8 protein-coding genes and 1 pseudogene are annotated in these 12,239 nt (G+C 62.6%); 3 read left to right on the top strand and 6 right to left on the bottom strand.

Annotated elements, in window-relative coordinates:
• Positions 1-15: 15 nt before the first annotated feature.
• Positions 16-1,224 carry a hypothetical protein gene (locus ACYVL5_RS11905; protein ID WP_460595795.1) on the bottom strand — a complete coding sequence of 403 codons (1,209 nt, stop codon included), beginning with the start codon at positions 1,222-1,224 and terminating at the stop codon, positions 16-18.
• 415 nt (positions 1,225-1,639) lie between these two features.
• On the opposite strand from ACYVL5_RS11905, the gene ACYVL5_RS11900 reads away from it, so the two are divergent.
• Positions 1,640-4,117, top strand: coding sequence for a M6 family metalloprotease domain-containing protein (locus ACYVL5_RS11900; protein ID WP_460595794.1), 2,478 nt, complete (start codon positions 1,640-1,642; stop codon positions 4,115-4,117).
• Between the two features lie 57 nt (positions 4,118-4,174).
• The gene (locus ACYVL5_RS11895) at positions 4,175-6,157 is read left to right on the top strand and encodes an alpha-amylase family glycosyl hydrolase (RefSeq protein WP_460595793.1); all 1,983 of its coding nucleotides are present in this window, start codon (positions 4,175-4,177) and stop codon (positions 6,155-6,157) included.
• Between the two features lie 49 nt (positions 6,158-6,206).
• Here the strand turns inward: ACYVL5_RS11895 and ACYVL5_RS11890 are convergent, their stop codons facing one another.
• From ACYVL5_RS11890 to ACYVL5_RS11880, 3 genes are all read right to left on the bottom strand, one after another.
• On the bottom strand, positions 6,207-6,476 hold the full coding sequence (locus ACYVL5_RS11890) for a DUF2917 domain-containing protein (protein ID WP_460595792.1): 270 nt from the start codon (positions 6,474-6,476) through the stop codon (positions 6,207-6,209).
• Positions 6,473-7,489, bottom strand: a complete 1,017-nt coding sequence (locus tag ACYVL5_RS11885) for a GlxA family transcriptional regulator (protein ID WP_460595791.1) — start codon at positions 7,487-7,489, stop codon at positions 6,473-6,475. The genes ACYVL5_RS11890 and ACYVL5_RS11885 overlap by 4 nt, the downstream gene beginning before the upstream one ends.
• Positions 7,490-7,894: 405 nt before the next feature.
• Positions 7,895-9,379 (bottom strand): PAS domain S-box protein, encoded by a 1,485-nt coding sequence (locus ACYVL5_RS11880; RefSeq protein ID WP_460595790.1) that lies wholly within the window; start codon positions 9,377-9,379, stop codon positions 7,895-7,897.
• Between the two features lie 491 nt (positions 9,380-9,870).
• On the opposite strand from ACYVL5_RS11880, the gene ACYVL5_RS11875 reads away from it, so the two are divergent.
• The gene (locus tag ACYVL5_RS11875; RefSeq protein WP_460595789.1) at positions 9,871-11,376 is read left to right on the top strand and encodes a B12-binding domain-containing radical SAM protein; all 1,506 of its coding nucleotides are present in this window, start codon (positions 9,871-9,873) and stop codon (positions 11,374-11,376) included.
• A gap of 160 nt (positions 11,377-11,536) precedes the next feature.
• Here ACYVL5_RS11875 and ACYVL5_RS11870 read toward each other — a convergent pair whose 3' ends face one another.
• Both ACYVL5_RS11870 and ACYVL5_RS11865 read right to left on the bottom strand, forming a co-directional pair.
• Complete coding sequence (locus tag ACYVL5_RS11870) at positions 11,537-12,100, bottom strand: AI-2E family transporter (protein ID WP_460595888.1); 564 nt, start codon at positions 12,098-12,100, stop codon at positions 11,537-11,539.
• A 16-nt stretch (positions 12,101-12,116) separates the two neighbouring features.
• Positions 12,117-12,239, bottom strand: a pseudogene (locus ACYVL5_RS11865) (IS1595 family transposase); the annotation flags it as partial.

The following is a 12,239-nucleotide window of genomic DNA, read 5'->3' as shown; positions in this document are numbered from 1 at the left end:
CAGGCCTTTTCGGGCTTACTTGGTCGTGATGGCGAGGGTAGCGCTGGTTATCTCCGACTCACCCTCTTTGAGCGGCTTCTCCTGGAAGCGGTCGATGGTGTAGAGTAACTCCGCCTTCACCGTGTAGTCACCCGGCGGCAGGGCCGGTTCCCAGGAAAGCACCCGCTCCTCACCTGCGCGCAGCGACGATTCGTGCGGCCCCTGGGCGTCCGCGCGGGCAGCTGCGTCGTTGGAATGTTTCTTGTCCTCCTCCACGAACGCCTTGTCGTCCGGGCGGTCGCCGTAACTCGGTGCAAACATCCACTCCTTCCGGGCCTTGCCGGCCCCCTTCTTATCCAGCACCTCAACCCGCAAAAACACGGCCCGGGAAGGCTCGCCGGTCGGTATCGAGTGCGCTGCTCCGACGTTGGCAACCTCGAAATTGAGCAGGCGCTTCGCTGCGTCCGGCTGGATGACGGTGAGGCTCAGGGAGCCTAAGTGACGCTGCCTGGAGTGCGCACCGGTCCAGAGATGGCGCGCCACCGCGCGGGGCGGGACATCGAAATCCTCCGCGGTCTTGCGCAGGGTCCGCGGCATGTGGCAGTCCTGGCATTGCTGCTTGCCGAGGCCGGTCTTGTAGTAATCCTCCTGCCACTCCAGGAAGGTCTGGAACATCTTGCCGACCACCCGCTTTTCAGGTGCCGCGTACCCGTGGCAGTGCCCGCACATGGTCGAACTCTGGAGGGCGGATTCCACCACGGTCCGGTGCGGGGCTTTGACGGCGTGGGATGCGCGGATCGAGCCCTCCGGCGTCAGGTGGCAACTGGCGCAGGTCAGTCCGCCGTTGGCGCCCGCCGCCGTCTTGGGCTCGACCTTCGGGTTGGCTCCGCCGTTCTTGAGGTCGAAGGGATCGGGGAAATGGCAGCTGCTGCAGTGGAAGTCCTTGACGTTGACGCCGCGGCTTTCGGTTAGCGCGGTGGCGTGGGCGGTCGGCGAGGAACTGACCTTGGCGGGGAGCGCAATGGCGGAGCCGTCCTTGCCACGGGCGTGCGCACTATGGGTGTCGCTCCCCACCCCCAGCAGGTACTCCCGGTAGATGGCTCCGTGACACTCTCCGCAGGTCTCGGACGGCGTTGCCGATCCTTGCGGGAAGGTAAGATCTTCGGCAAAGGCGAGGGGGCTCATGGAAACGAGCACCATAAACGAGGAAAAGCACGCCACCCTTAATTTCAATTGTTCAAGCACTTGATTCTCCTTTTCTTTGAGAACAACCACCCTGCGTATACCGCAGCACCCCTTCTTTTACCATCTCTACTCTCCGCCGGTCGGATGATCCGAAGCATAGGCGCCGACTGCCTCCCTGTACAGGTGCAGTTTTCATTATCTTCGGGGGGGCAGATTGGTTGCCGCCATCTTCCCGTCAATCCTCTCTTGCCTTGACCTTGTTTGGTGTTAGGCTTTTCTAATTTGATCGCCAGGCCACCCCCTGCCGGTTCACCCTTCGGGACACCACCTCCCGAAAGAGGCGCTGCGGGGGGGATTCGCGTCCGCAATCCCTGGCCGGGGAGGGGGCGCAACGTCAGCAGCTCTACCACCAAAAGGAGGTGATCAGGAGAGCCGTAACAACTGCAGATCAATACCAATTATCAAAGGAGACGCTATGAGCATTCCATTCGCGAACAGGGCTTTCACCCTCAGTAATCCCGACGGGACCAGCATCGATGTCCAGGGCTGGGGGGACCAGAACTTCGCCATCTTCGAATACGACGGCTATTCCGTCGTCCGCAATCCGGAAACCGGCTATTACGACTACGCGATCTTGGCCCAGGACCAGGCTTCCCTGGTCCCGTCGGGTATCCGGGCCGGGAGTGCGGATCCCCAAAGCCTGGGGCTCCACCCGGGGCTGCGGCCGACTCCGCACGCCATCCGGGGTCTGGCGCTGGCTGCACAGCAGTCCCTGGGTACCAAAAGGCGCTGGGAGATCCGCCGGGAAAAGAGGCGGGCCGGGCTGCAGCAGGCGCTGAAGCTCGCCGGTCCCTTGACCGCTCCTCCCTCCGAGACCCGTACTGGCACCTACGTAGGCCTCTGTCTGCTGGTCAGGTTCCCCGACGTCCCGGATACCATTCCGCAGCAGGAGGTCACCGACTTCTGCAACAAGCGGGGCTACAGCAACTATGGCAATCAAGGCTCCGTCTATGACTACTACTTCGACAACTCCGCCGGCCGCCTCCAATACACCAACATCGTCACCTCCTACTACACCACCAAGCACCCGCGCGCCTACTACACCGATCCGGCGGTTTCCTGCGGGGTGCGGGCACAGGAGCTGATCCGGGAGGCGCTCGACGACCTGAAGGCGAAGCAGTTCGATTTCAGCCGGTTAAGCAGCGACGAGGACGGGTACGTCTACGCCCTCAACGTCTTCTACGCCGGTAACGTGGTCAACAACTGGGCGGAAGGGTTGTGGCCGCATTCCTCGGCCATGGGCGCTTACTCGGCGGGAAGCGGCAAGATCTTCTCGGACTACCAGATCACCGACATGGGAAGCGAGCTTTCGATCGGGACCTTCTGCCACGAAAACGGCCACATGCTCTGCGATTTCCCCGATCTCTACGACTATGGCTACGAGTCGTGCGGCAACGGCCGGTACTGCCTGATGGCCTACGGAGGCACGCCGAAGAACCCGACGAGCGTCTGCGCTTACCTCAAGTACAAGGCGGGGTGGGCGACCGAGGTGACCAGGATCACCGAGGGGATGACCGCCTCGGCGCCGGCGGGACAGAACCGGTTCTTCCTCTACGCGGTCCCCAACCGGCCGACCGAATACTTCATCCTGGAAAACCTGCAGCAGAGCGGGCGAAATGAGGGGCTCCCCGATGCGGGGCTGGCGATCTGGCACGTGGACGAGCTGGGAAGCAACAACTGGGAGCAGATGAGCCCCTCGCAGCATTACGAATGCTCCCTCGAGCAGGCGGACAACCAGTACCACCTGGAGCACCTCACCAACTACGGAGACGGCAACGATCTCTTTGCGGCGCCGGCGGCGACCCAGTTCACCTGTGCGACCGCGCCGAGCTCGACTTGGTGGGACGGTTCCCCCTCCGGCCTCAATATCGTGCAGATCTCCCCTCCGGCGCCGGTGATGACCTTCAAGCAGGCGGATCCCGCAGCGGTGTTCGCCACCCAGCTCTGCCAGGTCAACAACGCCGACGGCCGCCTCGAGGTCTTCTCGGTCGGCACCAACACCGTCCTCTACCACAACTGGCAGGTGGTCCCCAACGGCGGCTGGCACGGCGCGGTCGCCATCGGGGGGATGGCCCGGCAGGTGGTCGCCGGACGCAACCAGGACGGCAGGTGCGAGATATTCTACGTCGGCACCGACAACCACATCTATCACAGCTGGCAGGTGGCCCCCAACGGCGGCTGGGTGGTCGACCAGCCGATGGGAGGGGCGGCCAAGCAGATCGCGGTCGCCAGCAACGCCGACGGGCGCCTGGAGATCTTCTACATCGGAACCAACAACCAGCTCTACCATAACTGGCAGACCAGACCGAACAACGGCTGGAGCGGCGAATCCCCGATGAGGGGTGCCGCCAAGCAGCTCACGGTCGGCCGCAACGCCGACGGCCGCCTGGAGATCTTCTACGTCGGCACCAACGACCGCATCTACCACAACTGGCAGACGGCCCCCAACGGCGGGTGGAGCGGTGAGGGGGCGCTCGGGGGGCTGGCGAAGCAGATCGTGGGCGGCCGCAACGCGGACGGTCGCCTGGAAATCTTCTACGTCGGCACCAACGACCGGATCTACCACAAGTGGCAGACCGCACCGAATAACGGCTGGAGCGGCGAGGCGGCCTTGGGCGGCCTGGCGAAGAACCTCACCGTGGGAAGCAATGCCGACGGGCGCCTGGAGCTCTTCTACGTGGGGACCAACAACCGGATCTACCACAACTGGCAGACCAGGCCGAACGACGGCTGGAGCGGCGAGAACCCGATGCTGGGGCTGGCGAAGCAGATCACCGTCGGCCGCAACGCCGACGGGAGGCTGGAGATCTTCTACGTCGGGACCAACGACCGTATCTATCACAACTGGCAGACGGCACCGAATAACGGCTGGAGCGGTGAGCAGCCGCTGTAAACAGAGGGCCTGCCCGGCCGCAGGCAGGCGGCCGGCGCAGGCGTCAACGGAGGAGACATGGCATTGACTACTGAAGGACAAGGGCTTTACGCGTCGGAGTACCGGATGCAGGATCTCGGCGCCGTCCGTGTCGAGGAGGGCGTGCGGTTCCGGGCGTGGCTTCCTTTTGCGGGGGACGTGAGGCTCGTCGTTTACGACGACAACCGAAACGAGCGGAGCTACCCGATGCTCAACGAGTGGAACGACTGCTGGTCGGTGACGGTCGCCGACGTGAAGGAGGGGGAACAGTACCTCTACCGCGTGGACGGCAAGGACAAGAGCGATCCGCGGGCGCAGCTGATGGTCGGTGCGGCGGACAACTCCATCGTCTACCTTGGGGGGTACGACTGGAAGGTCAACGACTTCCGGATGGCCCCCTGGAACGAGCTGGTGATCTACCAGATGCACACCGGGACCTACCCCGACAAGAGCGTGGAGGGCTCCGAGCTTTTGAAGGGGGTCCTGGACGATCTCTGGTACCTGCAAAAGCTCGGGGTGAACGCGATCCAGCTCCTCCCCACCTCGGAGTTCCCCACCGAAAGATCCTGGGGCTACAACCCGGCGGGGCTTTTCGCCGTCGAGGCGGATTACGGCGGGCCGGCCGCGCTCAAGCAGTTCGTTGATGCCGCCCACGCCCGGGGGATCGCGGTGCTCCTCGACGTGGTGTACAACCACCTAAATCCCGAAGGTCCCAAGTCGCTCTGGCAGATCACCCCGTGGCAGCAGCCGTTTTCCGTCGATGGCGGTCCCCTCCAGGATGGGGGCGGCGTCTACTTCTATAATGACCCGCGTGCCGCCACCCCCTGGGGCTCCCGTCCCGATTACGGCAGGCCCCAGGTCCGCGACTACCTGCGCGACAACCTGATGATGTGGCTTTTGGAGTACCGGATCGACGGGGTGCGCTTCGATTCGGTGGTGAACATACGCAACGCCAAGGGGAACAACAACGATCCCGCCCACGACCTCCCCGACGGCTGGCGCCTGCTGCAGGAGATGAACAACTGCGTCCGGGCCGAGCACGGCAAACGCAACCTCCTCACCATCGCCGAGGACCTCCAGGGGAACGAATGGATCACCAAGGATACCGGAGCCGGAGGGGCCGGTTTCGGCGCGCAGTGGGACGCGGCCTTCATCGGCGTGAGCCGCGACCAGCTGGCGAAGAGCTGGGACGGCGACCGGAACATGGATGAGATCCGCAGGATAGTCGAGGGGAGCTACGGCCCCGACCGCTACCAGCGGGTGGTCGCCATCGAGACCCACGACCAGGCCGCGCACTCGCGGCTCACCGACTGCATCGACTTCGCCCGGGTCGACGAAAGCTGGCTGGTCCGCAAGCGGATCGGTCTGGGAACCGCCCTGATGATGGCCTCGCCGGGGATGCCGATGTTCCTCCAGGGGCAGGAGCTTTTGGAGTGGCGGAAGTTCGGGGACAACCGCGCGGTGAACGGCGTGGATTGGAGCCGCTTCTGCGATGTCGATACCGATTGCCGGAGCTGCCTCACCAGCCGGCTCAAATGCCTCTCCGCGGCCGGAGGGCCGTGCGAGAAGTCGATCTCCTGCAGCGACTGCCCCGAGCTGCCGGAGCGCTGCGCTCCGCAAGGGAAATTCAGCGGGATCTACCAGCTCTACCAGGACCTGATCCGGCTGCGGAGGAACTGGTACAACAACACCCGGGGACTGCGGGGGCAAAACGTCAACGTCTTCCACGTCAACAACAGCGACAAGCTCGTTGCCTTCCACCGCTGGGAGGCGGGTGGCGGAGGCGACGACGTGGTGGTGATCCTCAACTTCGCCAACCGTTCCTACGACAGCTATCTCCTCGGGCTCCCGAGGGGAGGGAAGTGGGAGGTCCGCTTCAACAGCGACTCCCGGGCTTACGACCCGGGCTTCGGCAACTTCGGAAGCTTCGCCACCGAGGCGCGGCCGGCCAGCCGGGACGGGCTCTCCTTCGAGGCGAACATCTCGATCGCCCCCTACAGCGCACTGATCCTCTCCCAGTAATTCCTTCCCGTAGCTGGCAGAAAAAAGGCCCTTGGCGCTTGCCAAGGGCCTAGCCGTGCGGCTGGCACGTGAGTGACAGGATGACCCGCGCCGCAGGCGAGGCCGGCTGCTCCATGACGACGGCCAGCGAGACCTCCTCCAGCGCCTCGATCACCAGGTGTCCCGCCTGCGGAGAGGGGAGGCACATCCCCGCTTCCAGGCAGTAATCCGCCGGGTCGCCGTCCCGGGTAATCCAGACCCGCCCTGACAGCACCCGGACCGCCACCGCCTGGCTCGCCAGCACCGTCACCACTTCCCCTTTCCTGAACTGATAATTCATGGCCGCTCCCCGCGGGAAAACCGCTTGCGATAGCCGACCGGGCTGATCCCGGCCTGCCGGATAAAGGCGCGCCTGAGCTGCTCCGGGCAGGTGAAGCCGCAATCCTTGGCCACCTGGGCGACCGGGAGGGTGCTCTCCTCCAGCATGCCGACCGCCTTCTCGAGACGCAGCTGATCGAGGTACCTGGCGGGCGTGGTGCCGGTTTCCTTGCGGAAGACCCGGGCGAAGTTGCGCGGGCTCATGGCGCAGAGATCGGCCAGACCCTCGACGGTGTACCTCTCCGTCGGGTTCTCCTTCAGCCTTGAAAGGAGCGGCGCCAGGGGGCCGCCGTCCACCATCTGGGCCCGCAATTGTGTGCTGAATTGGGCCTGCCCTCCGGGGCGCTTGAGATAGACGACCAGGCGGCGTGCCACGGCCAAGGCGGTTTGGCGGCCGAAATCCTCCTCGACCAGAGCCAGGGCAAGATCGAGCCCGGCGGTCACGCCCGCCGAGGTGGCAATGTTCCCCTGCCGCACGTAGATGGCGTCCCTCTCGACGGTCAGCTGCGGATAGCAGGCCGCCAGCCGGTCCAGGTCCATCCAGTGGGTGGTCACCTGCCTGCCGTCCAGGAGCCCCGCTTCCGCCAGCAGGAAGGCACCGGTGCAGACCGAGACCACCCGGCGGGCCTTCCGGTCGGCCCCCTTCAGCCAACCGATCAGCCGGTCGTTTTTCAGCGCCCGATCCAAGGCATCGTCGGGGCTCCCCGGCACGACGATGGTATCGATGCCGTCCGGGTGGTCCTCCCACGCGGCGTCCGCCACCAGGCGAACCCCAGGGGATGAGGAAAAGGGGCCCGGAGCCTCGGCGAGCAGCACGATCCGGTAACCCGCCTGGTCGTCCAGGCAGCGGTTGAGCATGGAGAAGACTTCGATCGGCCCGGTGATGTCGAGCAGTTCGGCCCCTTGGTAGGCCGCGACGGCAACCGTGCGCCAAATCGCCCTCTTTTTCGAACTCTCGTCAGCGGTAGTTTTCATGGCGGCATCATTGCACACGGTCGCTGCGAGTTCAATGACAACAAACAAGCAGATCCTGCCATCGGACCAGGAGGCGGCTGAGGTGAGGTTCCTACAGTTTCGCCGCCAGGCAATAGAAGAAATCCTTCCCGTCGGCCCCCACGAGGGCGCAACTTGAGGTCTTTTGGAGGGTAGTGCTTAAGTTTTTTGGAAAAGGACGTACCGTGCGGCAATCAGCGCAGATATTTGTGAGGAAGAATATGGCGGAGACGAGGACTGGATTTTAGAGGCAAACAGACGGTTTTTTAGTGACTTGGGGATGATCCGACAGTGCAGGAATAATTGCTGCTGCACCTTTCCAAGCGGAGCCGAGTTCTTGGGCTCCATGCAGGGGTCGAACTGAGGGGTAATTGCCGTGAAGGCAGGTCAGGCCGTTTTCGCCGAGAGGGTGAAGTAGAAGGTCGCTCCCTTGCCCGGGGCCCCCTCGGCCCATATCTTGCCGCCATGACGCCGGATGATCCTTTCCGCAGTGGCCAGACCGATGCCGAAACCCCGGTATCCCTCTGCGCCGGGGAGGCGCCGGAAGGGGATGAAGAGTTGGGCGGCACCTTCCTGATCGAATCCGGTGCCGTTGTCCCTCACGTAGTAAGTGGATACCCCTTCGGTTTCGGTAACGCCGAACTCGACGACCGCCCCCTCCTTAATGCCGCTGTGTTTCCAGGCGTTATTGAAGAGGTTTTCCAGGACGATCCGCAGCATGTCCGCATCCGCCTCGGCGTGAACTCCGTCGGCGATCCGGAGAGCCACCCGCCTCTCGGGCTCGGCACCTTTCAAACGGTCGGTAACCTCACGCGCCATTGCCGACAGATCGATCATTTCTCTGCGCGGTTCAGTGAGGGCGATCCGCGAGAAGTTAAGCAGGGCCTCGATGGTGTCGTGCATGCGTACGGCGCTTTGGCAGGCCTCCTGGAGATAACCGGCGCACTCCCCGTTTATCTGGTCGCCGCACTTCATCTGAACCGCCTGGCAGTGAGTGCTGATAAGGTGCAACGGCTGGCACAGGTCATGGGCGAGCATAAAATTAAAAGCCTCCAGCTCCCGGTTGGCAGCCTCCAGTTCGGCAGCCCGCGACGTCAGGTCGCCGTTGAGTCTGGCGATCTCCTCTTCGGCCCGCCTGCGGTCGGTGATGTCCCGGATATTGCACTGGATCATTCTTGTGCCATTAATCGAATAGACGTTGCTGATGAACTCGGCATCGACCTGCCGGCCGTCCTTGGTTATCAAAGGGAGATTCTCATAGCGGATAACCTCATTCTGTTGCAAAGCCGAGAAGTTGTCTTTGCTTGCCGCAAAGTCCGCCAACAGCCCGATCTCCCACAGCTTCTTCGCCAACAACTCTTCGCGGCTGTAGCCGAGTAGCTCCATCAGGAAAGGGTTCACCTCGATGATCTGCCCCGTGTCCGCGTCGAGGATCAAAATCCCTTCCTTGGCCGTTTCGAAGAGACGGCGAAAGCGGGTCTCGGAATTTTTCATCGCCTCCTCCGCCCGCTGCAGATCGGTCAGGTCCTGACAGAGGAGCAACACGTTGAGCGTGCCGTCCAGGTCATAAACCGCCCGTGCTATTTCATCCACCCACAGAAGTTCACCGTCTTTGCGAATGGTGCGGAACTGCCAGTGATGCACCTGGCCGGGTTTATTCAGGCACCACTTCAACTGTTCCGTCAGCGCAGCCCGATCCCCTTCGTGGAACAGCCTCAGCACCGACCGACCGGCCAGTTCGTCTGCCGTGTAGCCCAGTCGGTTCGCGCAGAATGGATTGACGGAGAGCACGTTTCCGTCGGAATCGGCGGTAACGATCATGGTCGGATTTTCCTGGAACAGGGCCAGGTAACGTTCCTCGCTGAAGCGCAAAGCCTCCTCGATGTTTCTGTATCCGGACCTATGGGATGTCATAAGCTTTCTCCAGAGGGTAATTGGGTGTGCCACTGCGGGAACCAACACGCCGAACTCTTCAACGTATCTGGAATATCCCTATGGCGGCGATGGCAACATCCGGACGCGGTTGAAAGAGGCGCCCGGGCCTGCGGCAAAGCCTAAGACGAGCCTACCCCGGAATTATATCGGCAGGAAAAGTTGTGACAAACCGAAATCCAGCTTCCCTATGCCCGTCCGTGCTTTCCACCCCCGTGCGGCAAGCACAGCCTGCAAATTGACAGGAGGAGAGATCGGGTTAGAATGGCCTAAGTGTTATCTTCCCCTGGATGGCTCACATCTAAAAAAGACCACCGCTAGTTACACCCATCGCGACCGCCGGTGGTACGAAAGCGAGAAACTCTTTAAACCCCTTTACATCAAGCGCAGGCTCCGCGATTGCCAAAGTCTGACAGACTCAAGAGGCGGAAATGAAGATTCTGCTCGTCTATCCGAAGTGCCCTGATACGTATTGGAGCTTCCGTTATGCCATGCCGTTTATCGGTAAGAAGGCGGCGTTTCCTCCCCTGGGCATCCTCACCGTCGCGGCGATGCTTCCGGAATGCTGGGAACTCAGGCTGATAGATCTGAATGTGGATCGGCTTTCCGATGGTGACCTCCTGTGGGCCGACTATGTGTTCATCAGCGCCATGACCGTCCAGAGGGAGTCCGTACAGGAAATTCTGGGGCGATGTCACGAACTGCGGATCAAGACCGTGGGGGGCGGGCCGCTTTTCACCACCTGCCATGACGAATTCCCTCAGGTGAACCACCTGGTGCTCGGCGAGGCCGAGGTGACCTTGCCCCGTTTTCTGGAAGACCTCGAAAAAAATACCCCCCAGCGGCTCTACGTTCCCGACCGCCGTCCCGACCTCGCCCTCACACCGATTCCGCGCTGGTCGCTCATCGACATGGGTAAGTATGCCTCCATGAACATCCAGTATTCACGGGGATGTCCCTTCGACTGCGAGTTCTGCGACATCACCCAGCTCTTCGGTCACCGGCCGAGAACTAAAAGCTCCGGCCAGGTGCTTGCCGAGCTCGAGGCGCTTTATTCCAAGGGGTGGCGGGGAGGGGTCTTCTTCGTAGACGACAACTTCATCGGCGACAAGGGGAAGCTGGAAAAGGAAGTTCTCCCGTCCATGTTGTCGTGGATGAGGGAGCGTAGGCACCCGTTCTTTTTCTACACCGAGGCCTCCATCAATCTCGCCGATGAGTCGCTGCTCATGAAACTGATGGTCGCCGCCGGGTTCCAGGAGGTCTTCATCGGCATCGAGAGCCCGGATGAGGGTTCGCTTAAGGAAACGGGGAAGGTGCAAAACCGCAACCGCGATCTCGTCGCCTCGGTCCAGCGCATCCAGCAGGCCGGGCTCCAGGTGCAGGGGGGGTTCATCGTCGGTTTCGACAGCGACTCTCCGGCCATCTTCGACAAGCAGTTCCGCTTCATTCAGGAAAGCGGCATCGTTACCGCCATGGTGGGAATCCTGATGGTCCTGCGGGGGACAAGGTTGCACAGCCGGCTCTCCCGCGAGGGAAGAATCCTCGGCACCGCCAACGGGAACAACACGGATACCACCCTCACCTACGTCCCGAAGATGAACCCGCAGGCACTGGTCGACGGCTACCAGCGCCTGGTGACGACCATCTATTCCCCCGATTACTTCTACGCACGCCTGATGACCTTCCTGAAACAGTACCGGCTGTCGGGACCATCCCCGTTTTCCACGATACAGCGGCGTGATATCAGGGCATTCTTTCGATCCATCCTTTTCATCGGATTTTTGGGGAAGGAGCGGCTGCACTATTGGAAGGCCTTCTTCTGGACACTCCTCAGGAAGCCCCGGCTACTCCCGGTGACCATAACGCTCACCATCTATGGTCTCCATTTCCGCACCGTCGCCGAACAGGTGCGCACCGCGCCCCACGACGACCTGTAGCGCTTTCCTCAAGGAGGCGGGCGGGAAACCTGCCTTTGGCCTGGCCGCGCACGGCGCGCGCCAACGCCGGCGGAACATCCGTTGCCAAGAAGCTCTCGCGCGTGGCCTTTTGGGGGGCGCTTGCCGCGGGGGCTCTGCCGATGCCAGGGAAGCTTGGCCATCAGCCGGAAGGTTCCACGGGCGTTACGGCCGGTTCCGGCGACCGCTCGCCTCCCGTCACATCCCCCCAAAGCGTGATGAGACTCGCGAAGATAACGGGTCCCACGATGAGTCCGAGAACCCCCAGCTCGAAAACTCCCGCGACCGCTCCGAGCACGATGGCGGGCACCGGGATGTCGCTCTTGGCGCCAATGGCCAGCGGGCGTATCGCGTTGTCGGCAAGGCCCACGAAGACGAGGCACCAAAGCGCCAGGAGGCCTGCCTTAAGATAGGCGCCGTTGATGGCGATCAGGGCCACCAGCGGCACCCAGACGATGCCGGTGCCGACCACGGGCACGAGCGCCGCCAGCGCCGTCAGCGCACCGCAAAGGACAGGGGCGGGGACTCCGGCGACGAAATACCCGAGCCCGGCCGTTGCCCCCTGCACCAGACAGGTCAGGATCGTTCCGACGGTCACTGCCGTAGTCGTGATGCGAATCTCGGAAAAGTAGTGGCGGGCCTTGTCGGGATTGCTGGCAAACCGGGCGATACCAGCGGATAGAACCCGTTCCCCGTCGCGGTAGATGAAAAAGAGTACCTGATTAGCGCCAATCTTCCGCTAGGCGTAACCACCGCTCTGGTCGGCTGCCAGTCCGGGCAGCGGCAGCAGCGAGGCGGGGAAGCATAGCAGCAAGATCGAAACGACGGTTAAAGCGGTACTGATA

Source organism: Geomonas sp. Red276 (genome assembly GCF_054784495.1).
The sequence above is the reverse complement of the archived record's forward strand: the minus strand, read 5'-3'. Positions and strand labels throughout refer to the sequence as shown.